This is a genomic window from Winogradskyella sp. HB-48 (genome assembly GCF_049942685.1).
GTDB lineage: Bacteria > Bacteroidota > Bacteroidia > Flavobacteriales > Flavobacteriaceae > Winogradskyella.
Genome location: NZ_CP187934.1, coordinates 1,062,152 through 1,085,749, shown reverse-complemented (window position 1 = coordinate 1,085,749; position 23,598 = coordinate 1,062,152). Strand labels below are relative to the sequence as shown.

23 protein-coding genes are annotated in these 23,598 nt (G+C 34.0%); 14 read left to right on the top strand and 9 right to left on the bottom strand.

Annotated elements, in window-relative coordinates; all coding sequences use genetic code 11:
• The first annotated feature begins 160 nt into the window (after positions 1–160).
• From ACPX19_RS04800 to ACPX19_RS04785, 4 genes are all read left to right on the top strand, one after another.
• A complete protein-coding gene (locus ACPX19_RS04800) occupies positions 161–613 on the top strand; it encodes a hypothetical protein (protein WP_426431822.1) in 453 nt (150 codons plus the stop codon).
• A 206-nt stretch (positions 614–819) separates the two neighbouring features.
• Entirely contained in the window at positions 820–2,181 is a 1,362-nt protein-coding gene (locus ACPX19_RS04795; protein ID WP_426431821.1) for a tetratricopeptide repeat protein, read from the top strand.
• A gap of 102 nt (positions 2,182–2,283) precedes the next feature.
• Positions 2,284–3,081: a DUF4292 domain-containing protein gene (locus ACPX19_RS04790; RefSeq protein WP_426431820.1), complete on the top strand. Its 798-nt coding sequence runs from the start codon at positions 2,284–2,286 to the stop codon at positions 3,079–3,081.
• 6 nt (positions 3,082–3,087) lie between these two features.
• The gene (locus tag ACPX19_RS04785) at positions 3,088–4,308 is read left to right on the top strand and encodes a murein hydrolase activator EnvC family protein (protein ID WP_426431819.1); all 1,221 of its coding nucleotides are present in this window, start codon (positions 3,088–3,090) and stop codon (positions 4,306–4,308) included.
• Here ACPX19_RS04785 and ACPX19_RS04780 read toward each other — a convergent pair.
• The 3 genes from ACPX19_RS04780 to ACPX19_RS04770 all read right to left on the bottom strand — a co-directional run bounded on the left by ACPX19_RS04780 (position 4,305) and on the right by ACPX19_RS04770 (position 6,173).
• On the bottom strand, positions 4,305–4,523 hold the full coding sequence (locus tag ACPX19_RS04780; RefSeq protein ID WP_426431818.1) for a DUF6515 family protein: 219 nt from the start codon (positions 4,521–4,523) through the stop codon (positions 4,305–4,307). The genes ACPX19_RS04785 and ACPX19_RS04780 overlap by 4 nt on opposite strands.
• Positions 4,524–4,664: 141 nt before the next feature.
• Entirely contained in the window at positions 4,665–5,174 is a 510-nt protein-coding gene (locus ACPX19_RS04775) for an acyl-CoA thioesterase (protein WP_426431817.1), read from the bottom strand.
• 60 nt (positions 5,175–5,234) lie between these two features.
• Positions 5,235–6,173: an SPOR domain-containing protein gene (locus tag ACPX19_RS04770; RefSeq protein ID WP_426431816.1), complete on the bottom strand. Its 939-nt coding sequence runs from the start codon at positions 6,171–6,173 to the stop codon at positions 5,235–5,237.
• A 106-nt stretch (positions 6,174–6,279) separates the two neighbouring features.
• Between ACPX19_RS04770 and dprA the strand changes: the two genes are divergently transcribed.
• A complete protein-coding gene (gene dprA / locus ACPX19_RS04765; protein ID WP_426431815.1) occupies positions 6,280–7,401 on the top strand; it encodes a DNA-processing protein DprA in 1,122 nt (373 codons plus the stop codon).
• 161 nt (positions 7,402–7,562) lie between these two features.
• Here the strand turns inward: dprA and trpS are convergent, their stop codons facing one another.
• Positions 7,563–8,534 (bottom strand): tryptophan--tRNA ligase, encoded by a 972-nt coding sequence (gene trpS / locus ACPX19_RS04760; protein ID WP_426431814.1) that lies wholly within the window; start codon positions 8,532–8,534, stop codon positions 7,563–7,565.
• A 180-nt stretch (positions 8,535–8,714) separates the two neighbouring features.
• Here trpS and ACPX19_RS04755 point away from each other — a divergent pair, with 180 nt between their 5' ends.
• On the top strand, positions 8,715–9,461 hold the full coding sequence (locus tag ACPX19_RS04755) for a lysophospholipid acyltransferase family protein (RefSeq protein WP_426431813.1): 747 nt from the start codon (positions 8,715–8,717) through the stop codon (positions 9,459–9,461).
• 96 nt (positions 9,462–9,557) lie between these two features.
• Here ACPX19_RS04755 and ACPX19_RS04750 read toward each other — a convergent pair whose 3' ends face one another.
• The 4 genes from ACPX19_RS04750 to recA form a co-directional block, all read right to left on the bottom strand.
• On the bottom strand, positions 9,558–11,141 hold the full coding sequence (locus tag ACPX19_RS04750; RefSeq protein ID WP_426431812.1) for a hypothetical protein: 1,584 nt from the start codon (positions 11,139–11,141) through the stop codon (positions 9,558–9,560).
• Position 11,142: 1 nt separating this feature from the next.
• Positions 11,143–11,688 (bottom strand): RNA polymerase sigma factor, encoded by a 546-nt coding sequence (locus ACPX19_RS04745; protein ID WP_426431811.1) that lies wholly within the window; start codon positions 11,686–11,688, stop codon positions 11,143–11,145.
• 24 nt (positions 11,689–11,712) lie between these two features.
• Positions 11,713–12,147: a hypothetical protein gene (locus ACPX19_RS04740; protein ID WP_426431810.1), complete on the bottom strand. Its 435-nt coding sequence runs from the start codon at positions 12,145–12,147 to the stop codon at positions 11,713–11,715.
• 106 nt (positions 12,148–12,253) lie between these two features.
• Positions 12,254–13,258 carry a recombinase RecA gene (gene recA / locus ACPX19_RS04735; RefSeq protein WP_426431809.1) on the bottom strand — a complete coding sequence of 335 codons (1,005 nt, stop codon included), beginning with the start codon at positions 13,256–13,258 and terminating at the stop codon, positions 12,254–12,256.
• Between the two features lie 300 nt (positions 13,259–13,558).
• Here recA and ACPX19_RS04730 point away from each other — a divergent pair, with 300 nt between their 5' ends.
• Genes ACPX19_RS04730 through ACPX19_RS04715 form a run of 4 tightly spaced genes read left to right on the top strand, consistent with a single transcriptional unit; the run spans position 13,559 to position 17,129 of the window.
• Positions 13,559–14,632, top strand: coding sequence for a rhodanese-related sulfurtransferase (locus ACPX19_RS04730; protein ID WP_426431807.1), 1,074 nt, complete (start codon positions 13,559–13,561; stop codon positions 14,630–14,632).
• Complete coding sequence (locus ACPX19_RS04725; RefSeq protein WP_426431806.1) at positions 14,633–15,637, top strand: radical SAM protein; 1,005 nt, start codon at positions 14,633–14,635, stop codon at positions 15,635–15,637.
• Positions 15,638–15,654: 17 nt separating this feature from the next.
• Complete coding sequence (locus ACPX19_RS04720; protein WP_426431805.1) at positions 15,655–16,899, top strand: peptidase U32 family protein; 1,245 nt, start codon at positions 15,655–15,657, stop codon at positions 16,897–16,899.
• Positions 16,899–17,129 carry a ferredoxin gene (locus tag ACPX19_RS04715; RefSeq protein ID WP_426431804.1) on the top strand — a complete coding sequence of 77 codons (231 nt, stop codon included), beginning with the start codon at positions 16,899–16,901 and terminating at the stop codon, positions 17,127–17,129. The genes ACPX19_RS04720 and ACPX19_RS04715 overlap by 1 nt, the downstream gene beginning before the upstream one ends.
• A gap of 54 nt (positions 17,130–17,183) precedes the next feature.
• Here ACPX19_RS04715 and ACPX19_RS04710 read toward each other — a convergent pair whose 3' ends face one another.
• Complete coding sequence (locus tag ACPX19_RS04710) at positions 17,184–18,581, bottom strand: peptidoglycan DD-metalloendopeptidase family protein (protein ID WP_426431802.1); 1,398 nt, start codon at positions 18,579–18,581, stop codon at positions 17,184–17,186.
• 201 nt (positions 18,582–18,782) lie between these two features.
• On the opposite strand from ACPX19_RS04710, the gene ACPX19_RS04705 reads away from it, so the two are divergent.
• The 4 genes from ACPX19_RS04705 to ACPX19_RS04690 all read left to right on the top strand — a co-directional run bounded on the left by ACPX19_RS04705 (position 18,783) and on the right by ACPX19_RS04690 (position 23,598).
• A complete protein-coding gene (locus ACPX19_RS04705) occupies positions 18,783–19,955 on the top strand; it encodes a PSP1 domain-containing protein (RefSeq protein ID WP_426431801.1) in 1,173 nt (390 codons plus the stop codon).
• The gene (locus ACPX19_RS04700) at positions 19,939–20,442 is read left to right on the top strand and encodes a gliding motility lipoprotein GldH (RefSeq protein WP_426431800.1); all 504 of its coding nucleotides are present in this window, start codon (positions 19,939–19,941) and stop codon (positions 20,440–20,442) included. The genes ACPX19_RS04705 and ACPX19_RS04700 overlap by 17 nt, the downstream gene beginning before the upstream one ends.
• Positions 20,443–20,447: 5 nt before the next feature.
• Complete coding sequence (locus ACPX19_RS04695; RefSeq protein ID WP_426431799.1) at positions 20,448–22,805, top strand: penicillin-binding protein 1A; 2,358 nt, start codon at positions 20,448–20,450, stop codon at positions 22,803–22,805.
• A gap of 91 nt (positions 22,806–22,896) precedes the next feature.
• Complete coding sequence (locus tag ACPX19_RS04690) at positions 22,897–23,598, top strand: CoA transferase subunit A (RefSeq protein WP_426431797.1); 702 nt, start codon at positions 22,897–22,899, stop codon at positions 23,596–23,598.

Here is a 23,598-nt window from a genome sequence, read left to right as displayed (position 1 = left end):
TCCGCGTGCCGCTCGAAGCTTTAGCGTAGGAGCAAAGCAAGAATCTCATTATCCATAGTTGTAGTACATTTTGAAAATGAAGAACACCTTAATAATATTTCTGATTTCAATTTTAGGATTCAGTTGTTCAAAAAACGATTTTGAAAACACCAATCTGTATTTGGAATTTGACAAAGAAACCTATCAACTAAATGACAACTTTGAATTGACTATTCGAATTGTACCAATCGAAGCGGAAAAAACTATCAAAATTTATAAAAACCTGAATAACATTGAGGTTTCATTTTTATCAAAAGGCGAACAACTTGGATTTCATCAAGAATTAAAAAAAACTTTCGTTGAAGGACCAAGTTTAACAGGAGACGATAGTCAATATATTGATGAGTTTACCATAACAAAGGAAAAGCCATTTGAAAAAAAGCTCTTTGGAACAATTTCCGAATCGGAAAACGAAATAATATTTGAAATACCTGATTTGAAGATAAAGGATAAAATAGACAAAAGTTATCTATTTGAAAATCCGAATATTTTAGTCAAAGGAAATTGTAGAACAGTATATGGAATTGAAGGCAAACCATTTAAAACCAATGAATTGAAAATAATCTTTAAATAAAAACGCACTACAACAACGTTTAAGCGCAATAACGGCTGAATTTCCTAATCGTAAATTCCTGCATATTTGCTAATTTTGGTTTACTACTGGATAGTTCGACAGAACTATTCCCAAAACTAAACCATATACAAACAAGTTTGGAATAACTTTTGAAATCAAGCAGTTGTCAGGCTGAGCTTGTCGAAGCCAAATCGTAGAATCTAAATATGAAACTTAAACAACACATAACAAAACTTCTACTCGTACTATTTTTAGTATCCGGTTTTGCTATGGCTCAAGTTAATTTCAACAAACGACCAGATGATGACTTAGGCAATGTTGAAGACGAATTTCAAGAGCATTTTTTTGAAGCCTTAAAACAAAAAGGTATTGAAAACTATGAAAGAGCAGTTGAAGCACTTCATAAATGCCTTAATCTAGATTCTAAAAAGCCTGTCGTCTATTTTGAGCTTGGTAAAAATTACAATAAGCTTAAAAACTTTGGTGCAGCTGAAGATAACTTAAAAAAAGCAATTAGCATGCAGCCAGACAACGAGTGGTTTTTAGACGAGTTGTACGACGTGTATTTTCAGCAAGATGATATAGACAATGCCATTAAGACCATTAAACAGTTAGTAAAATATCATCCGGATTACAAGGAAGACTTGGCAGCCTTGTACATTAGGGAAAAACGCTATAAACAAGCGCTTGGTCTTTTAGATGAATTAGATGAAGAATTAGGTGTTAGCGAAGCAAGAGATGCTATGCGTAATGAAATTTACAGCATCACAGGCAATGCAGACGACCGCATTGAAAATTTGGAGCAACGTGTTGCCAACAATCCAAATAATGAGGAAAACCACCTTAAACTCATTTACAGATATAGTCAGACAGGCGACAGAAAAAAGGCATATAAAGCAGCTGAAAATCTTTTAAAAATCAAACCAGATTCAAAGTTTGTGCATCTAGCATTGTATAAGTTCTATTTACAAGACGGCAAAGTTGAGGATGCCATTAACTCTGTAAAAATAGCCTTAACAAGTCCAGAAATAAATGCAGAAGCCAAAGCAAAAGTTCTAAAAGATTTTGTGGGTTTTGTTGCTAAAAACCCAGAGTATGAAAGCGACTTAATTGACATTACAGCTTTAGTTGATGATAATAAAGACGCTCAAACCCATAGCGATTTAGGTCAGTACTATTTAAAATCTGGGGATAAAGTAAAAGCATTAGAAAACTTTAAAGAAGCCTTAAAAAAAGACCCAAATGACTTTAAGTTGATTAAGGATGTACTGTTATTACAATTGGACATTGAAGATTACAATGCAGTTATAAGAGATAGTGAAGCAGCTTTGGAGTTATATCCAGCTCAACCAATTTTGTATTTGGTTAATGGTGTTGCTAACAATAAACTAGGCAACTTTAAAAAAGCAATTGATAATTTAGAAATAGGAATGGATTACCTAATTGAAAACCCTAAAATGGAGTCTGACTTTTATTCAGAATTAAGCATAGCCTACAAAGGCCTCAATAATAATAGTAAGTCTGAAACGTTTGCTAAAAAGGCTAGAGACCTAAAAGCTCAACAATAACATTCCTGCTTTAGTCACTGAGCATTGGTTGAGATAAAAGATATTTTATCGAGAGCACCTTGCAAAGCAAGTCGAAGTGAAGCAGGAATCTCATAATAGAAAATGAAAAAACTAAAGCATATAAAACAACATATATTCAGAATCGCATTTGCTTTTGCAGTCCTATTGTTTGTGTTAAGTTGCAAATCCACAAAAAGTGTTATTGATTCAGGTAGGGCAAGTGATAAACTTTCTGCTAAGCAAGTGATAAAGCAACATCAAAAAAGCGATGCTGATTTTAAAACTCTTCAAGGGAAGGTTAAAATTGATATTACTCAAAATCAAAATGAACAAGGTTCAACTTTTAACTTAAGAATAGAAAAGGATAAGGTGATTTGGTTAAGTGCCAAGCTTGGTTTAGCTCGTATGATGATTACACCAGAAAAAGTACGCTTTTATAACAAATTAGACAATGAATATTTTGATGGAGATTATAAATTGTTGAGCGATTTTGCAGGTGTGGATTTAGATTTCTATAAAGTTCAGAATATTTTGTTGGGCCAGGCGATTTTTGACTTAAAAGATCAACAGTACACGGTTTCTGTAAATGAGAATTCTTATGCGCTTCAACCTAAAGATCAAAATGCGTTGTTGGAATTGTTTTATTTAATTAATCCATCCCATTTTAAAATGGACAGTCTACAATTGTTTCAACAGTTAAAAAAGCGTATCCTTCAAGTAGATTACAAATCCTACCAAGAAGTTGAAAAACAGATACTTCCTAAAGATATTAGAATCATTGCCGTTGAAGATTCTGATGAGGTTGCTATCACTATGGAGTTTAAGTCATTAACACTAAATGAGGATGTTAGATTTCCATTTAATATTCCAGCAGGATATAAAGAAATAGTTATTAAGTAAGGTTAAATGAATAAGCGATTATATATAATTTTATTTACAGGATGTCTATTATCCTCAATGTCTTTGTTAGCTCAAAGCGATAAGCAAAAAAAGCTTGAAGAACAACGCCAACAGATACTAAAAGAAATAAAACAATTTCAAGCTTTTCTTTTGGGCAAAAAGAAAGAAGAAAGATCTGAAATCACACTTATTGAGGACCTCAATTATAAAGTTCGACGTAGACAAAACCTTATAAGGATTACTAACGAACAAGCCAACTTACTTACAAGAGAAATAAATACAAATCAGCAAGAAATCACAAGTCTCAGAGCGCAGTTACAAGAATTAAAGGATGATTATGCTGCCATGATTGTTAAATCATACAAGAGTAAGTCAGAACAAAGTAAAGTAATGTTCTTGTTGTCTTCAAATAATTTTAAGCAAGCCTACAAGCGACTACAATACATTAGGCAATATGCTAATTACCAGAAAGAACAAGGTGAAGCTATTAAAACTAAGACTAAAGAATTGCAAGAGTTAAATCTTCAACTGTCTAAACAAAAAGCGGATAAAGACAAGTTAATTCAGGAAAATAGAATTGCAAAGGCTGAACTTGAAAAAGAGCTTAAAGAGCACGAAAAATTAATGGCTATCATCAAAGCTGATATGGGTAAATTTTCAGCTCAGATAAAACAAAAAAGACAAGAAGCTGATCGACTGGATAAGGAAATAAATAGATTAATTAGAGAAGCTATTGCGGCTTCTAATGAAAAAGCTGGTAAGAAAACATCTACAGGAAAGTTTGTATTAACTCCAGCCGATAAGATTGTTGGGGAAAGTTTTGAATCTAATAAAGGAAGACTAGGTTGGCCAGTTGAACGAGGAATAGTTAAAGGTAAGTTTGGTAAAACAAGATCTTTAACTGATAACACGGTAGAGGTAAATAATTCTGGTATTAAAATAGCAACAACAACTGATGCGGATGTTAAGGCTATTTTTAATGGTGAAGTGTCTAAAATTATTGTCGTGAAAAATGCAAACCCAGGCATCATGGTTCGGCATGGTAATTATGTTACTATTTACTACAACCTTTCTAAAGTATTTGTAAAACCTGGTGATAAAATATCTACAGGACAAGTCATTGGCAAAGTATTTACTAGTAAAGTTACTGGAGAAAGTCTGCTAGATTTTAGATTGTTTAAGAATGATCAAAAATTAAATCCAGAATACTGGCTGGTTAAGAATTAAACTTTTACCAATACAAATCCACTTCTTGTTTTTCGGTAATGGTTGCCATTAAAATAATAGTAACGCTTCCCTTTTACTCTTACAACTTTATATTGCCTAGGCAATTTCTTAACTATTGTTACTGATGCTGGTTGAGCCACAACGACGCGTCTTGCACAAGAACTTAAACTTAAGGAAAATACAAAAACTAGGGTATAAACTAAAAATCTCATCATTAATAAATTTGATTGATCATAAGACTAATAGTTTTAGAAAAGGTTTATTTTTATTAAAATAAAGATGCTGAAATAAATTCAGCATGACAATTTTTACTTTTCAAAACCAACTTTGTCATTCTGAACTTGATTCAGAATCTATTACTCAAAAATGGCCTTTAATTCTGTAGCGTCAGAAGGCTTCATTTTACCAGCTAAAACCAAGCTCAATTGCTTTCTTCTAAGCGCTGCATCATAACGCTCTTTTTCTAGTTCAGTTTCTGGTATTAATTCGGGAACTTTTACAGGTCTCCCAGTTTCATCTACTGCAACAAAGGTATATATAGCTTCGTTAGCTTTTATACTTTCTCCTGTTTCCCTATCTTCAATCCAAACATCCAAATACACTTCCATTGAGGTTGTAAAAGCACGAGATACTTTAGCCTCTACAGTAACTACACTTCCTAAAGGGATAGAACGGTTAAAAGCCACGTGATTTACTGAGGCGGTTACCGCAACTCTTCTTGAATGTCGCCTAGCAGAAATACTCGCTGCTCTATCCATTCGAGCTAATAATTCACCTCCAAAAAGATTATTTAATGGGTTAGTTTCACTTGGTAAAACAAGGTCTGTAACAACAGTTTTAGACTGAAATGCGGTTCTAGGTTGCATAAATTCTTAAAATTTGTGCAAAGATATGTTGATTTGTATAAATAAAAGGATAAGAAAAGGTTAATCTAATTTCTTAATGAGTAGCCAAGCATCTTTGTTATGCTCTCGACGGATTTTATATAGTGCTTTATGCGCTTCAACTCTGGTTTCAAAACTTGCATAAACTACTTCGTGCAACCCATAACGGTTTTTGCCAATCTTTCTGGCTTTGTAACCCATCTCTCTAAGCTGATCTACTTTTTTATCAGAATTGGCTTCAACTCTAAAAGCGCCAGCTACAATATGATAATTACCTGTTTGTTTTTCTATAGAGAGTGTAGCAGCAGGTAGTGGATTGCTAATAACAAAAGTTGCTTCCTGTACTTTAGCGTCAAGTTGTGCATTCGCTTCTTCTTGTGCTAATTGGTTGTGGTTTTCAATGGTATTATTATAGTACTTAAAAGCACCAAAACCACTTAAACCTAAAATAATTACAGCTGCCGCAGCATATTTTAACCAGTTGTTATTAGAACGCTTTTCTGGAGTAAAGGCAATAGGTGCGGCCTCTTCAATGCTTTCAGCTTCTTTTTTGTAAACCTCACGCTTAATATCTTGTGACGTAAAGTGCGATAAACCAAAAGAGTCTGTTAAGTAATTGATATGACTTGATGGGTTGAATACAATTTTTCCTTCCGTATTTAAAACCAGCTCACCAATGTTTTCAAACTGAATGGTTTCTCCTTCAACAAGGTAAGATTTTATGGCCTTTACTTGTTTAGAAATCTTATCATTAGCAGTAGCATAAGGTACTTTTTCTACTTCAGCAATATAGTTGGCTAATAATCCGTCATTATTCTGTAATTGCTCATTAAAAGACAATACTTTTTTTGGCGGATAAAACGTGTGTGTAGAGTTGTGCACTTTTGCCGAAACACGATTGGTTAAGAAAGCACCTAGCTGAGGCACAGTAACACAATCGTATCGGTATAAAAGGTCGCTAATGTAAGTTTCTAACTGCATAAGAAACAAAGTTAAAAATTTTTAAAAGTGAAAAAAGTTTAAGCTAGTTTAGTTATTAACATCAGAAAAATTTAGTTTCTTGTAGGTTTGAAAACCAATATTTTAAATGACTGAACAAGATTTAATTTATGCTTTAGCGCTTCAGCATGTGCCAAAAATTGGAGCAACTACTGCTAAAAAATTAATTAATCATTGTGGTTCTGCAGAAGCTGTTTTAAAAGAGAAAAAAGCAAATCTTCTGAGGATTGATGGTATTGGTACAATAACTATTGAAGGCCTTTTTGATGCTATTCATGTTGAAGAAGCTGAAAACGAATTGCAATTCATTAAAGACAACAACATAAAGGCTCATTATTTTACTGAAGATACTTATCCTGAAAAGTTAAAACATTGTATTGATGGACCACTAGTATTGTTCCAATCTGGGAAAATTAATTTAAATAAAAAGCACATAATTAGCATTGTTGGAACACGAAAAATAACAACTAATGGCATCGCCTTTTGTGAAAAATTAGTTGAAGCATTATCGCCCTATAATCCTGTCATTGTCTCTGGTTTTGCTTACGGAACAGATATTACCGCTCAAAAAGCAGCTATAAAACACAATCTACAAACCATTGGTTGTTTGGCACATGGCCTAAACCAAATCTATCCTAAAGCTCATAAAAAATATGTGGCTGATGTAGAAAATCATGGTGGGTTTTTTACCGACTTTTGGAGCACGGATGTCTTTGATAGAAACAACTTTCTAAAACGTAACAGAATTATTGCTGGGTTAAGCGAAGCAACCATAGTAATTGAATCTGCAGAGAAGGGAGGAAGCTTGGTTACTGCAGATATAGCTAATTCTTACGACAGAGAGGTTTTTGCAGTACCAGGAAGAATAACAGATAGCCAAAGTGTAGGGTGTAATAATCTCATAAAATTTCAGAAAGCCCATTTGTTGTCTGATCCTTTAGATGTGCCCTATCTATTAAATTGGCAACTAGAGAATGATGCTTCGACAGGCTCAGCAACCAAACCAGTAGTGCAAAAGCAGCTTTTTGTAGAGTTAGAGCCTGACGAAAAGACGATTTACAATTACTTAAAGGAAAATGACAAGGAACTATTAGACGTTATAGCGTTTGATTGCGGAATTCCAACATTTAAGTTAGCAGGTATTTTGCTTAATATGGAATTAAAAGGTGTGGTGAGGCCTTTGCCTGGTAAGTTGTTTGAGGTTATTTAGATTTCTTTGAGATAAGGTACAAATGGTAAACACATACAATAATAATGATAATAGCCAAATATGCTATCCAATCTAATTTTTTTGCATCTATTATTCGCGATAGGATCAAGAGCAGCATAGCTAATACAGTTAATAAAGGACTTAAAAGTTCTTTTTTCATATTAATACCCAACCTTTTCCCTTACACGTTGTAATACGTCATCAGCAACAAGCTTAGCTTTAGCAGCGCCTTTAGCTAATGCACTATCAACTTCGTTGAGATTGTCCATATAGTAATTATAACGTGTTCTTGGCTCTGCAAAACGCTCTAAAATGAGTTCATATAGTGCTTGTTTCGCGTGACCGTAACCATAGTTACCACCTTCATAATTGGTTTTCATTGCAGAAACTTGGTCTTCTGATGCGAGTATATTGTATAAAGCAAAACAGTTGCAAGTTTTCCAATCCTTTGGTGCTTCTAAAGGAGTACTATCGGTTTGAATAGACATGATTTGCTTACGTAATTTCTTTTCTGGTAAAAAGATATTAATGATGTTACCCTTACTCTTGCTCATTTTTTCACCATCAGTACCAGGAATAAGCATGGTTTCTTTTTGTATATCAGCTTTTGGTAACACAAAAGTTTCTCCACCCATTTTAGCATGAAAGCGAGAAGCGACATCTCGTGTCATTTCTATGTGTTGTTCCTGATCCTTGCCTACAGGAATAATCTCAGCATCATACAATAAAATATCGGCGGCCATGAGCATAGGATAGGTAAATAAACCACCATTGACATCGTCTAATCGATCTGCTTTGTCCTTAAAGCTATGTGCTAATTCTAATCGTTTAAATGGAAAGAAACAGTTTAAATACCAAGCCAATTCCGTTACTTGTGGCACATCACTCTGTCTGTAAAACACGCTTTTATCTATATCTAATCCAAAAGCCAACCAAGTAGCTGCTGTAGAATAGGTGTTATTTCTTAATGTTTCAGCATCTTTAATTTGAGTCAATGAGTGCAAATCTGCTATAAACAAATACGAATCATTATTATCATCTTTAGCTTTTTCTATTGCTGGTAATATTGCCCCTAAAATGTTTCCTAAATGAGGAGTTCCTGTACTTTGTATACCTGTTAGTATTCTTGCCATAGTATTACCTGCAAAGGCAGGTATTTTTTTAGTACTGCTTTTTACTAAGAGACTTCGACAAGCTCAGTCTGGCAACAAGTAAAAATCAGTTTTTAAACTTAATTTTTAATTAAAAAGCAAAGATAATTTTTTAGCAGCACTATGAGAAGCTATTTGAATTAAATACTTAGTTTTGGTGCCATGGCAATGATAAAGTATCCTTTTTGGCTTTTATACCGTATTTGGTTCTATGTTTTAGTAGCCATACCTATTATTGTATTATTTCCAATTCTCTTAATATCTATTTCTAGAGAAAAATGGTATCCATTCTTTTTTAAATTAGCGCGTTTTTGGGCAAGGTTTATACTTATTGGAATGGGATTCAATTATAAGATTATAAAAGAAGAAGTCCCAAATCCAAAGAAGAGCTACATGTTTATAGCCAATCATACTTCCATGACTGACATTATGCTAATGTTGGCGGCAGTAAAAAATCCATTTGTGTTTGTAGGGAAAAAAGAATTGGCTAACATTCCTTTATTCGGATTTTTCTACAAGCGTACGTGCATTTTGGTTGATAGAGGCAGCGCCAAGAGTAGGCAAGCAGTTTTTTTAAGGGCACAAAGACGTTTAAAACAGGGATTAAGTATCTGTATCTTCCCAGAAGGAGGTGTGCCCGAAGAACATGTTGTATTAGACGATTTTAAAGATGGAGCATTTCGTTTGGCTATAAATCATGAGATTCCTATAGTGCCATTAACTTTTTACGATAACAAAAAACGATTTTCTTATACTTTTTTTAGTGGAGGGCCAGGTTTAATGAGAGCCAAGATTCATAAATTTCTTCAAACAAAAAGCTTAAAAATTGAAGATACTAAAGCGTTAAATCAAAAATCAAGGGCAATCATCTTAACGGAGCTCAATAAAAATTTGCCAAAAGTTGAATAAAAAAGAAAAGCCACCCCAACCACGAGTAGCTTTTGTCATCATTGCATTCATCATTGCTTTTGTTTGTTTGCAATAACCTAATCTAACTTAACTAACCTAAAACTTATAACTTAATCCAGTATATAAACCAATAAAGAATGGTCTATAATTACCAGATGTATTACTAAATGTGTTTATTTGATACTTGAACTGTGGTTCAAGATTAAAATTCCATTGTTTTGATAAACTATAATCCAGTCCTAAACCAAAATTGGCACTAAAACTTGTTGAGTTCATATTGTTGGCTTCGCCTATTAGAGTTGATATGCCGTTAATGTCCGCATATATTTCGTTACGGTTCAAAAATAAGGTACTAAAGCCACCAATAATATTTAATCCAAATTTTCTATCTAGCAAACGGTATTCTAGCTCTAAAGGAAGCTCTATAAAACCAAAACGCTGATCAATATTTCCAAATATCTTTGAATTAAAAATTTCAGGAGTTGTATTTGAGTCCAACATATTACCACTCATTAAGGTAATATTTTCATATCCATCTCTAGCACTTAAATTACCCATAACCGAAACATTCTCTTCCGTCGCATTTCTTGAAGCAAGTACACTACCATTTAATGCAATTACATTGGAGGTGCTTTGACTAAGATTAACTCTGTTAATGCCTGCTCTAACTTTGAGTTTATTAGAAATGGTATAAGAACCAGTGATACCATAACTCATATTAACATCACCCCTCTTCGAATTGTTGTTAAATTGTTGGTCTATTGATGAACCTTGACCAAGAGAACTGTAATAAACAGGCGCAACATTGGGCGCAATGCTCCACCTGTTTTGTTCATCTTCTTTTTCTTTTTCATCAATATCTTCTTCGTTATTTTTATTGCTGGCAATAGCGTCTAGGATAGATTCCTTATCATTACCTTCTTTTAAAAGAGAAGTATCTTTTTCTAATTCTTTGTGAACTTCAGAATTTGAATTTTCAGAATTTGAAGCTTCTTTAATATCATTTGACGATTCATTATCTGTTACTGTAGAGTTTTTATCTTTAATAGTACTCTCAATAATCGATTTCATTTCAGAATCATTAATAATTTCATCTTCTAATTGGTTTTCAGAATTTTCATTGTTCGAAGCTACTGTACTGTTATTGTATTCGTTTTTTAATTCTGTTAAACTTTCGTTTGAATTAACAGTTTTTATATCTTCCTTGCCGTTCGTATTTGCTACAGTATTCGATTTGTTGTTTTTGGATGAGGTTAATTCTCTTTCTTTGTTTTGTTCTGTTGCAGAATTTTCATTTCCGCTAGGATTAGATGATTCATTCTCATTAGAATCTGCAACATTTATGTCTTGTGCGCTATTGTCTAAACTGTTTTCGTCTCCATTAGAATTGTTTATTTCGATATCTTTCTGAGAATTATCATCTGCTTTTTCGGTATCTACGATTGTAGGTACCACCTCATTGTCATCAGATGAAGTAAATAAAGATATGCCTACAGTTAAAAGCAAAGCAATTACCGCAGCGACACCACCTATCTGCCACCATAGAGCAATAACTCTACGTTTTTTCTTTTTCTTAGGGAGACTATCACTTATGCGATCCCAAACAGCATCACTAGGAGTCACTTCAAAGTCTTTAAACTTCTCCTGAAAAAGTCTGTCTATATTTTTCTTTTCGTTCATTTTATAACGATTGCGAACTTAAACGCGCTTTGTAATCTTCTATTTTTTCTTTCAAAATCATTCTTGCTCTTGCCAGATTAGATTTCGAGGTTCCCTCAGATACATTAATCAATTCACTTATTTCTACGTGAGAATAACCATCTAAAACATATAGGTTAAATACTAATCGATATCTATCAGGCAATTCTTGTATAATCTTTAATAAAAAATCTATGCCAATACTTTCATCATTAATATCTACTGTAACATCTTCTATATTCCCTTCATTAACAATATCAAAAACACCCACATTTTCTCTGTAGCGTTGTAACGATGTGTTAATAGCTATACGTTTTAACCAACCTTCAAAAGAACCTTTGTTTTTGTACTGATCTATTTTACTAAATACAGTTATAAATGCATCATGCAGATTATCCTCTGCTTCAGCATAGTTTTTAGAGTACTTAAGACAAAGCGAAAATAATTTACTTGCATATTGCTTGTATAATTGGCTCTGAGCTTTAGCATCTTGTTTTATACATTTTTCTATGAGTTGTTCTAAACTCACATTATTGTTGGAATTAATTAATAATTATTTGCTCTCTACTTCCCCAGTATTTCTACCATCAACAACAGGGACTTCTATTAGATGATATTGATCTACGCCATATTCATCTTTTCCTTTATAAAACTTAAACAGATATACTTGGTCTCCAGAAACTGTTAGGTCAAACCCTACAGTAGTTAGCTCATCTAGAGCAACACAGTTTTCATTTTCATAAACTGTATTTAACACAGATACGGTTCTTTCATATCCTTCAATATCAAAAATAATATTGTTAAAAACGTAGCATGAGCTAGGTTTTATGTAGGATAATAGAATTTCATAGGTATTACCTTGTATGAAATATTCTGGAACTTCAACACTCTCAATTGGTATAAATTCGGTGTGTAAAGCAGGATCTGAATTTTCTAAACTACAAGAAGATAGAAAAGTTAAACCTATAAGAAATAAAAAAACACGCATTTTCACAATTCTATATTTATTAATTCCAAACAGTAGATGCAAAAAGTGTAAAATGGTTGCGTCTAAAAATAAAGAAATCCTGTTTTTAGCAGGATTTTTTTATAACTTATTGATTATCATTTATTAAGGACTTTACTTTTTCTTCTAATTCGTCCATTAAATCAGGATTATCTTTAATTAAAGACTTAACAGCATCTCGTCCCTGGCCAAGTTTTGTGTCTTCATAACTAAACCAAGAGCCACTCTTTTTTATAATATCGTGCTCAACTGCTAAATCTAAAACTTCTCCTACCTTAGAAATACCTTCGCCATACATAATATCAAACTCCGCAGTTCTAAATGGTGGGGCAACTTTGTTTTTTACAACCTTTACTCTTGTCTTATTGCCCATAATATCACCATTACTGTCTTTAATTTGAGTAGAGCGTCTAATATCTAAACGCACAGAGGCGTAAAATTTTAAGGCATTACCACCTGTAGTTGTTTCTGGGTTACCAAACATCACACCAATTTTTTCACGCAATTGGTTAATGAAAATCATAGTACAATTGGTTTTGCTGATTGAAGCCGTTAACTTTCTTAATGCTTGAGACATCAAGCGTGCATGTAGCCCCATTTTAGAGTCTCCCATTTCACCTTCTATTTCACTTTTTGGGGTTAAGGCTGCTACAGAATCTACTACAACAATGTCTATAGCTCCGGAACGTACTAAGTTGTCCGCTATTTCTAAAGCTTGCTCACCATTGTCTGGCTGAGAGATAATTAAGTTCTCTAAGTCAACACCAAGTTTTTCAGCATAAAAACGGTCAAAGGCGTGCTCTGCGTCAATAAAAGCGGCAATACCACCAGCTTTCTGTGCTTCAGCAATAGCGTGCAGGGTTAATGTTGTTTTACCTGAAGATTCAGGCCCATATATTTCTATAACTCTTCCTCTTGGGTAACCACCAACACCTAAAGCAATATCTAATCCTAAAGAACCTGATGAAATTGCATCTACATCTACTATGGCCTGATCACTCATTTTCATTACGGTTCCTTTTCCGTAGGCTTTATCTAATTTGTCTAAAGTTAATTTTAACGCTTTTAGCTTAGCTTCTTTTTCACTACTCATTTCTACTGTTTTCTATTTAAATTAACATCAAAAATACCACTTATTTTATTTTTTTCAATTTTACGACGCAACCATTTTACACTTTTTACATCTATTAAATAGAAAAGTGAAAAATTGCTATGAAAAAGACTTGATTTGACCGGTCAAGTAAGCTAATTAAGAAGCATAAAATTAATCACTTTTAGGTATTTAAAGTTAGTTAGTAAAGCACTTTGATAAATTCAAGGTGCTTTTTTAATGCTACTTGTCTAAAAATAATACCTTTGCACCAAATTCTTTAACCTTAAAAATTAGTATAGCATGCAACTGTACAATAACTTAAGTGCTAAAGAAAGAGCAGAACTCATCGAAAAAGCGGGAAAAGAGCGCTTAACGATCTCTTTCTATAAGTACGCCAAAATTGGCAATACCCAAATATTTAGAAATCACATGTTTTTAGCTTGGGATGAGCTAGATGTTTTGGGCAGAATCTATATAGCTAACGAAGGTATTAATGCCCAATTATCCGTTCCGGCTGAAAACTTTGAAGCCTTCAAAAATCATTTAGACACTATCACATTTTTAGAAAATGTAAGACTTAACATTGCTTTAGAGCATGATAATTTTGCCTTTTTAAAATTAAAAGTAAAAGTGCGTCATAAAATAGTTGCTGATGGTCTTAATGACGAAACGTTTGATGTTACAAACAAGGGTGTCCATGTTGATGCAGAACAATTTAATGCACTTATTGAAGATCCGGACACCGTATTGGTAGATATGCGAAATCATTACGAAAGTGAGATTGGCCATTTTAAAAATGCCATTACTCCAGATGTTGACACCTTTAGAGAGTCTTTAGATTTAATTGAAGAAGACTTAAGAGAGCATAAGGAGGATAAAAAATTAGTGATGTATTGTACGGGAGGAATTCGTTGCGAAAAGGCAAGTGCCTATTACAAACATAAAGGATTCAAAAATGTATTTCAGCTTGAAGGGGGAATCATAAATTACACAAGACAAGTTGAAGCAGAAGGTCTTGAGAATAAGTTTATAGGTAAAAACTTTGTGTTTGATGAAAGACGATCAGAGCGCATAAGTGATGATGTTATTGCTAACTGCCACCAATGTGGAAAACCAGCAGATACACATACCAATTGTGCAAACGAAGCATGTCATTTATTATTTATTCAATGTGATGAGTGTAAAGAAAAAATGGAAAATTGCTGTTCTTCACACTGCCAAGAGGTCATAAAACTGCCTTACGAAGAGCAAAAGAAGCTGCGCAAAGGGCAAGGCAACAGTAATGATATCTTTAAAAAGGGTAGAGCTGATCACTTACCTTACAAAAAGGATTTGCGAAACATTTTTGAAGCACAAAAGAATACCGCTAAATAAATGAATATTTACAAGCTATTACAGCTCAACAGAAAAATAAAAAATCATAGAATTAAGTTTTTAGGGCTTTTTCTGTTGCATAAATTCAATAAGCGCTATCTGGCCGTGAATTTAGATCCTGTTTTGGCGTGTAACCTGCGTTGTAAAATGTGTTATTTTACTGATGCAGATTATGTAAAAACATTAAAAGGACAGTTTAAAGAAGGCGATTTAGAAAAGGTTGCAAAAACGATTTTTAATCGCGCTTTAAAATTGCAAATAGGCTGTGGTACAGAGCCAACATTGTATAAAAATTTAGTAAGAATTGTAGAATTAGGAAAGCAACATAAAGTACCATATATTTCTATAACTACAAATGCAAACTTACTAACCAAAGAAGACATTGAGCCTCTTCTAAAAGCAGGACTTAATGAGTTTACCATTTCGCTTCATGGAGTTACCAAAGAGAGCTATGAAAACTTCATGAAAAAGGCGAGTTATGAAAAATTCCAAAACGCTTTAAATGCTTTTGTTGAGCTAAAAAAGGACTACGATTTTAAGGTAAGAATTAATTACACTTTTAATAAAGATAATTTTTACGAGCTAAGGGATTTTTTCAAGTATTTTGATGGTAAAAGTTTTGATATTCTTCAACTAAGACCAATTCAAAAGATAGGAAACACTGAGTATAATGATTTTGATGTTTCTTCTTTAGAGGATGATTATTTAGACCTCATAAAAAATGTTAGGCAACAGTGCTCTAGCCATCATATTACTTTAATGGCACCAGATAGTTTATCGGTTTTAAAAAGACTGAATGATTCAAGTCTTGTTTTCGACTATACCTTTTGTTATGTATCACCTAGTAAATTTTGGAAAGAAGGCTTTAATTGGAGAGAAGAGTCATTTAATGAGTTCTCCAAGAAGATTGGATGGAGTAAATTATTGTTAGCTAATGTATTTAAAACTAAATCCAAACTTAAGTCGCTTTCTAATAAGCTCAACTACGAGATAGAATTTAATTAAGAACAAAGCACAACGAGATGCAAAAGATAGAACTTATGGCACCTGCTGGAAATTTCGAATCTCTGCAAGCCGCTTTAGATAATGGTGCAGATTCTGTATACTTTGGGGTAGAGCAGCTAAATATGCGTGCCAGAGCTTCAATAAACTTCACCTTAGGCGATCTAGAAGAAATAAGTAAGCGCTGTAAAACAAAAAGTGTAAGGACTTATTTAACGCTAAATACTATTATTTACGATCATGATTTGTCTATAGTAAAAACCTTGGTAAAACGAGCAAAAGAAGCAGATATTACAGCAATTATAGCCATGGATCAGGCGGTTATAGCTATAGCCAGAGAGCTTGACATGGAGGTACACATCTCAACTCAAATAAATATTACCAATCTTGAAACCGTAAAGTTCTATGCCATGTTTGCAGACACTATGGTTTTGAGTAGAGAATTAAGTTTGCGCCAGGTAAAACATATAACAGAACAAATAGAGAAAGAACAAATCAAAGGTCCTTCAGGAAGATTGGTAGAGATTGAGATTTTTGGACATGGTGCACTTTGTATGGCTATATCTGGTAAATGCTATATGAGTTTACATGCGTATAATTCCTCGGCTAATAGAGGTGCATGTAAGCAAAATTGCAGAAAGAAATATACAGTTATAGATCAAGAAACAGGAGTGGAAATGGAGCTTGATAATGAGTACATAATGTCACCAAAAGATTTATGTACCATAGATTTTTTAGATCAAGTTGCAGATGCTGGTATAAAGGTTTTAAAGATTGAAGGCAGAGGAAGATCACCAGAATATGTGGCTAAAGTAATTAAGTGCTACCGAGAAGCTATAGATAGTTTAGAAAAGGGGGCGTACTCTAAAGAACAAGTTATCTCTTGGATGCAAGATTTAGAAAAGGTATATAATAGAGGATTTTGGAGTGGCTATTATTTAGGGCAGAAGTTAGGAGAGTGGAGCAAAGGCTCTGGAAGTCACGCTACTCAAAAGAAAGTTTATATAGGTAAAGGAGTGCATTATTTTCCAAAGGCGAAAATCGGAGAATTTAAAATTGAAGCTTACGACATTTCACTTGGAGATACGATTTTAATTACAGGGCCTACAACTGGAGCTAAAGAATTTGAGTTGAAAGAAATGCTGGTCAATGACATACAACAGCAAAAAGGAACTAAAGGGGATGTTATAACTATACCTTTAGATTTTAGGGTAAGACCATCGGACAAATTATATAAAATTGTAGAAAATAAAGTAGAAGCCTAATGGTTGTTATAACATTACAGCGCAACAAATGTATTGGTTGTAATTACTGTGTAGAATTGGCACCACAACAATTTCAGATGTCTAAAAAGGACGGAAAATCAGTATTGTTGCGTGCCGAAGAAAAGAAAGGTTTTTTCACGCTAAAGTCAAAAGATTATGAGATTTTGGAACCAAGTCAAAATGCTTCAAAAGCATGTCCTGTAAATATTATTACGGTGAAAAACATATAAAAAGTGTGCTTCAGACACAAAGCTGAAACACACTTTTTAGTCTTAAATATCTTTTTACTTCTTTATAAGCTTGATAGTTTTCTGTTGGTTTTGTTCCCCATAAAGTGTTACAAAATATAATCCATTAGATAGTTGCGCCAAGTTAATTTGTTTTATGCCTTCGGAAGTATCTCTCTTTAACTTAAAAACAGATTTTCCTAATACATCAACAATCTCCAAAGCTTCAATTTTTACTGTTGAACTAATATTAACAACATCATTAAAAGGATTAGGAAAGATCGAAGTATTTTCTATTGTTGCTTCTTCAACACTTAAGGTCCCTACATTAAAAGTGTGCGTAGTGGTTTCTCCCATATAGGTAACTTCCCATTTCCATTCACCTTCAATATTCGGAAATGCGTTCCACCTCCACCAAGATAATTGATAGTAGTCGGTTAAGTTATAGTTCCAATTAAATAAATCCGTATTGTCCGGCTTTATAATTCTAAGGTTTAAAGAGGTTCCAGGTTCTTGGTCTTTAATAAAAACCGTAAAGAAAACCTGATCATTAAGATCAAATTGGTTACTTAAGTTAGGTGTTTCTGTTGTTGGACAAGCATTAAATACTGGATCTGCTGTATGGGTAAGTGCAGCATTTACCTCAGGATTTAAATATGGCTTTTGAGATTGCCACCAAGAGTCTATATTCATTGTATTGCAAGTGCCAGCATAAGGATCTACTAATTGGGTGTAAGTGCTATTTGTGTGTACTTCAAAATGTAGATGAGGACCAGTTGAAACTCCCGAGCTCCCCATAATGCCCAAAAATTCTCCTTCGGCAACCATATCACCAATATTCTTAGTAGTCAAAGAGCCATTTTTTAAATGACCATACCAAGCAATACTTCCATCACTGTGTTGAACATACACGGCGTTCCATGGAGTTGTAGTACTAAAGTCGCAACTACGATCAAAATTGCCATCCCCTTTCCCTATAATTTGTCCAGCTGCAGCAGCAACTATTTCAACCTGATCATTATCCATTGCATACCAAGAAAAAGGCCAAGAAAAAACATCAATACCTTGATGATTATAACCGTTTGTAGTATCGTAAGTTTTTGTTCCACAATTGTAATCCGTAAGCTGATTAGGTGTATTAGGATTGTGATCAACATAATTAGAAATTCCCCAAATAGAACTATAATCTACATTAGATGCCTTCTGTACAGGCCATATAAAAAGAGGATGGTTACCTCTACTAGAATTAGAAAATGCTAGATTGTTATTGCGCTTTAATAATGCAATATTTTCGTTTAATTCTTTATAAATAGTATTACGTTGTTCAGAAGTTAAGCATTCTGAATTTGCTTTAGTTCTAACAAATTCCCCTCCAAAGGCCTTTGAGGGTGCATTTTGAGAATAGTTTAGCTTAAATGCTAAAATTAGAGCAAGTAAAGTGATTTTTGCTTTCATTATTTTTGAAGTATTGGTTTTACTTACATCGAAAAGATTAAAAAATGTGAGCATTGGAGAACAAAAATCTTTTAAAAAGAGTTTCTTACTTCTAAAAGGATGCCTTAGCTAACTAAAGAAATAATAGTATCTTTACTCATTAATAATTTTATGAATCCTTTATTTAGGCTTTAATAGCTTAGATTCAATATATAGTTTAATATGGCTTGTAACAGTTGTACAACTGAAAAAGGGGGTCAACCAAAAGGATGTAAAAACAATGGTACTTGCGGTACAGATAGCTGCAATAAACTCACTGTTTTTGATTGGCTGGCTAATATGTCGCTTCCAAACGGACAAGAACCTTTTAAAGGGGTAGAAGTTCGTTTTAAAAATGGCAGAAAACAATATTATAAAAACACTGAAAATCTTTCTTTAAGTATTGGCGACATTGTTGCCACTCAGGCAAAATCTGGTCACGACGTTGGTATGGTTACGCTAACGGGTGAGTTGGTACGAGTGCAGATGAAGCGTAAAAAGATTGATATTGATGATTCAGAGGAAGTCTTAAAAATATATCGTAAGGCATCTCAAAAAGATATAGACATTTGGTCTGACTCAAGAGATAAGGAAGAACCTATGAAGGTTAAAGCACGTCAATTTGCTATAGACCTTAATCTGAAAATGAAGATTTCTGACATAGAGTTTCAAGGTGATGGAAGTAAAGTAACTTTCTATTATACAGCCGAAGAACGTGTGGATTTTAGAGAGTTGATTAAGGTTTTTGCCAGAGAGTTTAAAACCAGAATTGAAATGCGCCAGGTCGGTTTTAGACAAGAAGCCGCAAGACTTGGAGGTATAGGATCTTGTGGAAGAGAATTGTGTTGTTCTACTTGGCTAACCGATTTTAGGTCGGTAAGTACCTCTGCAGCTAGGTATCAGCAATTATCTTTAAATCCTCTAAAATTAGCAGGCCAATGTGGTAAGCTTAAATGCTGTCTTAATTATGAGCTAGATGCTTATTTAGATGCTTTAAAAGCCTTTCCTAAAAATGAAACTAAATTGTATACCGAAAAAGGAACTGCCATTTGTCAAAAAACCGATATTTTTAAAGGGCTGCTTTGGTATGCTTATGAAGGCGAATGGATGAATTGGCATGTCGTCACAGCAGAACAAGCCAATGAAATTATTGCAAAAAACAAGAAAAAAGAAAAAGTAACCAGTCTAGAAGAATACGCGGCCGAACATACAAAAGACACTAAAACAGAATTTGAAAACGTTGTAGGTCAGGATAGTTTAACACGTTTCGATAATCCAAAATCCAAAAAGAAACGTAATAAGAATAGGAATAGAAACAAAAACCGCAATCAAAGACAGAATGCAAAGAAAAACTAATTGGTTACTATTGGCACTTGTAAATTTGTTTTTGGTTACAAGTTGTGATTCTAAAGCGGTATACGATGAATATAAATCTGTTCCAGACAAATGGCATAAAGACTCAATAGCATCCTTTAATTTTAAAGCACCAGATACTATAAGAAATTATAATCTCTATGTTAATTTAAGAAACAATAATGATTACGCGTTTAGTAATTTGTTTCTCATAGTAGAGTTAAATTATCCAAATGGCAAAGCAGTTACTGATACATTAGAATATAAAATGGCCGCACCAAATGGGGAACTTCTAGGTTCGGGATTTACAGATATTAAAGAGAACAAACTTTGGTATAGAGGTTACAAATCACCTTTTAGGTTTAGTGAAAACGGGGATTATAGAGTAGACATACAACATGCTATGAGAAAAAACGGAGAGGTTAATGGTGTTGAAAATTTAGAAGGAATAACAGATGTTGGTTTTAGGGTAGAACAAGCTCAAAAGTAAAGATTATGGCAATAAAGAAAACAACAAAATCCAAAACAGAGACATTAGATTTTTCAAAATATATAAGATGGTTTTGGATGCTATTTGCAGGTGGAATTCTTGCAGTAGTATTACTGTTTCTTTTTGCGTCTTGGGGATTTTTAGGAGAAATGCCAGACCATACCAGATTAGAAAATCCAGAAACCAATTTAGCTACAGAAATCATTTCTTCAGATGGTGTTACATTGGGTAAGTTTTATTTTAACGATAATAGAACACCTGTTGGCTATGACGATTTACCAAAGAATTTAGTTGATGCTCTAATAGCAACTGAAGATATTCGCTTTTACGACCATTCAGGTATTGATGGTAGAGGTACAATGCGAGCTATATTTAAGCTTGGTAGTGGAGGTGGTGCTAGCACTATATCTCAGCAATTAGCAAAGCAATTATTTACAGACCAAGTATCTAAAAATAAGATTGAGAGAGCATTTCAAAAAGTTAGAGAATGGATTATTGCAATTCGTTTAGAGCGTCAGTATACTAAAGAAGAGATTATAGCTCAATACTTCAACATTTATGATTTTGGTAATAATGGCGATGGTATTCGTTCAGCATCAAGAATTTATTTTGGCAAAGAACCTAAAGACTTAGAGCTCAAAGAATCGGCTATGTTGGTTGGAATGTTTAAAAACTCAGCTCTATATAATCCTAGGAGAAATCCGGAAGGTGTTAAGAATAGACGCAATGTTGTTTTGGCCCAAATGCAAAAGTATGATTACATTTCCGAAGAAGTTAAAGACTCTCTTCAAGGGACAGAACTCGATCTTAATTACACGCCAGAGACCCATAGTCAAGGAATTGCCACATATTTTAGAGAATACCTTAGAGGGTTTATGAAAGATTGGGCTAATGAAGAGGGCAATAGAAAACCAGATGGATCAAAATACGATTTGTACAGTGATGGCTTAAAGGTTTTTGTTACTATAGATTCGCGCATGCAAAAATATGCCGAGGAAGCTATCGCTTTACACATGCCGAGGTTACAAGCAGAGTTTGATAACCAAAACACTCCAGATAGAAATCCTACAGCACCATTTTTAGAGTTAACAAAGTCTGAAATCAATGATTTACTAAAAGCAGGAATGCGAAGAGGTGAGCGTTGGAGAATTCTAAAAGAACAAGGAAAATCAGAAAAAGAAATTGAAGCGTCCTTTCATAAACCTGTTGAAATGACAGTTTTTAAATGGATTGATGGGAAACCAGGCGAAGTAGACACAGTCATGAAGCCAATAGACTCTATGCGCTATTACAAATCCTTTTTACGTCCTGGTATGATGTCTATGGATCCTTCTAACGGTCATGTAAAAGCTTGGGTCGGTGGTATGAACTACAAGCATTTTAAGTACGATATGGTTAAGCAAGGAAAACGACAAGTAGGGTCTACTTTTAAGCCTTTTGTTTACGCTACAGCAATAGACCAGTTACAGGTTTCTCCTTGCGATTCTTTCCCAAGAACTCCAATAACTATTGAAGCTAATAAATTTGGTAATCCAGAACCATGGACGACTAAAAATTCAGATGGTAATTATTCTGGTAAGCAAACCTTAAAAGATGCTTTAGCAAGTTCTACAAATACAATTACCGCTCGATTAATGAATGAAATTGGTCCACAACCAGTCGTAGAAATGGCTAAAAAATTGGGGGTAGAACAAGATATTTTGCCTGTCCCAGCAATAGCATTGGGCACACCAGATATTAGTGTTTATGAAATGGTAGCGGCTTATTCAACCTTTGCAAATAAAGGTGTATACAATACACCTGTAATGGTAACTCGTATTGAAGATAAAAATGGAACCGTACTCTATCAAGTTGCCCCAGAAAGTAAAGATGTTTTGAGCGAAGAAGTGGCATATGTTACAGTAAACCTTATGGAAGGTGTAACTCAAGCAGGTTCTGGACGAAGATTAAGACATGCAGGTTTTGATAAGTGGAGTTCTGTTTATAAAGAGATTATTACGGGTTATCCATATGAATTAACAAACCCAATTGCTGGTAAAACAGGAACTACTCAAAATCAGAGTGATGGTTGGTTTATGGGAATGGTACCTAATTTAGTAACAGGTGTTTGGGTTGGTGCAGAGGATAGAGCAGCTCATTTTAAACGTATTGATTACGGACAAGGCGCTTCTATGGCACTACCAATTTGGGGACTATACATGAAAGCCTGTTATGCAGATAAAACACTTAACGTGTCTAAAGGTGAATTTGAAAAGCCATCAAAGTTATCCATTAATATAGATTGTAAGGTTAGAGATGAAGGTGATTTGGATAGTGACTCTGACAGTGATGATGGAGGAGAAATCGAAATAGATTTTGAATAAAGAACCGATAGTCACACCCTTATTTATTTTATCATAAACTATTAATTTATAGCATTGTTTTGTATTTTTCCAAAAGGAAAAATATGTAACTATGATTAATAAAAAAGTAGCTAATGTTACAGAAGCTTTACAAGGTGTAAAGGATAATATGACCTTTATGTTTGGTGGTTTCGGCTTATCAGGCATACCTGAAAATGCAATAGCGGAACTCGTAAAATTAAATGTAAAAGGACTAACCTGTATTTCTAATAATGCAGGAGTTGATGACTTTGGACTTGGCTTATTACTTCAACAAAGACAAATCAAAAAAATGATTTCGTCTTACGTAGGTGAAAATGACGAATTTGAACGTCAAATGCTTTCAGGTGAGCTTGAGGTGGAATTAATACCTCAAGGAACTTTAGCAGAACGAGCAAGGGCTGCACAGGCTGGCTTCCCTGCATTTTTTACTCCTGCCGGTTATGGAACAGAAGTTGCAGAAGGCAAAGAAACGAGAGAGTTTAACGGTAAAATGTATGTTTTGGAGCATGCCTTCAAAGCCGACTTTGGTTTTATTAAAGCATGGAAAGGCGATGCAGCAGGTAACCTCGTTTTTAAAGGTACAGCTCGTAATTTTAATCCTAACATGTGTGGTGCTGCTAATATTACAGTGGCTGAGGTAGAAGAGCTTGTGCCTGTTGGAGAGTTAGACCCAAACCAGATACATATTCCAGGAATATTTGTACAAAGAATATTTGAGGGGGCACATTATGAAAAGAGAATAGAGCAAAAAACTGTAAGACAAAGAAGTTAG

What these genes read in the sequence shown, in the direction of transcription:
- ACPX19_RS04795 (WP_426431821.1), top strand. Translation starts at nt 820, where the DNA reads ATGAAACTTAAACAACACATAACAAAACTTCTACTCGTACTATTTTTA.
- ACPX19_RS04790 (WP_426431820.1), top strand. Translation starts at nt 2,284, where the DNA reads ATGAAAAAACTAAAGCATATAAAACAACATATATTCAGAATCGCATTT.
- ACPX19_RS04785 (WP_426431819.1), top strand. Translation starts at nt 3,088, where the DNA reads ATGAATAAGCGATTATATATAATTTTATTTACAGGATGTCTATTATCC.
- ACPX19_RS04780 (WP_426431818.1), bottom strand. Translation starts at nt 4,523, where the DNA reads ATGATGAGATTTTTAGTTTATACCCTAGTTTTTGTATTTTCCTTAAGT.
- ACPX19_RS04775 (WP_426431817.1), bottom strand. Translation starts at nt 5,174, where the DNA reads ATGCAACCTAGAACCGCATTTCAGTCTAAAACTGTTGTTACAGACCTT.
- ACPX19_RS04770 (WP_426431816.1), bottom strand. Translation starts at nt 6,173, where the DNA reads ATGCAGTTAGAAACTTACATTAGCGACCTTTTATACCGATACGATTGT.
- dprA (WP_426431815.1), top strand. Translation starts at nt 6,280, where the DNA reads ATGACTGAACAAGATTTAATTTATGCTTTAGCGCTTCAGCATGTGCCA.
- trpS (WP_426431814.1), bottom strand. Translation starts at nt 8,534, where the DNA reads ATGGCAAGAATACTAACAGGTATACAAAGTACAGGAACTCCTCATTTA.
- ACPX19_RS04755 (WP_426431813.1), top strand. Translation starts at nt 8,715, where the DNA reads ATGGCAATGATAAAGTATCCTTTTTGGCTTTTATACCGTATTTGGTTC.
- ACPX19_RS04750 (WP_426431812.1), bottom strand. Translation starts at nt 11,141, where the DNA reads ATGAACGAAAAGAAAAATATAGACAGACTTTTTCAGGAGAAGTTTAAA.
- ACPX19_RS04740 (WP_426431810.1), bottom strand. Translation starts at nt 12,147, where the DNA reads ATGCGTGTTTTTTTATTTCTTATAGGTTTAACTTTTCTATCTTCTTGT.
- recA (WP_426431809.1), bottom strand. Translation starts at nt 13,258, where the DNA reads ATGAGTAGTGAAAAAGAAGCTAAGCTAAAAGCGTTAAAATTAACTTTA.
- ACPX19_RS04730 (WP_426431807.1), top strand. Translation starts at nt 13,559, where the DNA reads ATGCAACTGTACAATAACTTAAGTGCTAAAGAAAGAGCAGAACTCATC.
- ACPX19_RS04725 (WP_426431806.1), top strand. Translation starts at nt 14,633, where the DNA reads ATGAATATTTACAAGCTATTACAGCTCAACAGAAAAATAAAAAATCAT.
- ACPX19_RS04720 (WP_426431805.1), top strand. Translation starts at nt 15,655, where the DNA reads ATGCAAAAGATAGAACTTATGGCACCTGCTGGAAATTTCGAATCTCTG.
- ACPX19_RS04715 (WP_426431804.1), top strand. Translation starts at nt 16,899, where the DNA reads ATGGTTGTTATAACATTACAGCGCAACAAATGTATTGGTTGTAATTAC.
- ACPX19_RS04710 (WP_426431802.1), bottom strand. Translation starts at nt 18,581, where the DNA reads ATGAAAGCAAAAATCACTTTACTTGCTCTAATTTTAGCATTTAAGCTA.
- ACPX19_RS04705 (WP_426431801.1), top strand. Translation starts at nt 18,783, where the DNA reads ATGGCTTGTAACAGTTGTACAACTGAAAAAGGGGGTCAACCAAAAGGA.
- ACPX19_RS04700 (WP_426431800.1), top strand. Translation starts at nt 19,939, where the DNA reads ATGCAAAGAAAAACTAATTGGTTACTATTGGCACTTGTAAATTTGTTT.
- ACPX19_RS04695 (WP_426431799.1), top strand. Translation starts at nt 20,448, where the DNA reads ATGGCAATAAAGAAAACAACAAAATCCAAAACAGAGACATTAGATTTT.
- ACPX19_RS04690 (WP_426431797.1), top strand. Translation starts at nt 22,897, where the DNA reads ATGATTAATAAAAAAGTAGCTAATGTTACAGAAGCTTTACAAGGTGTA.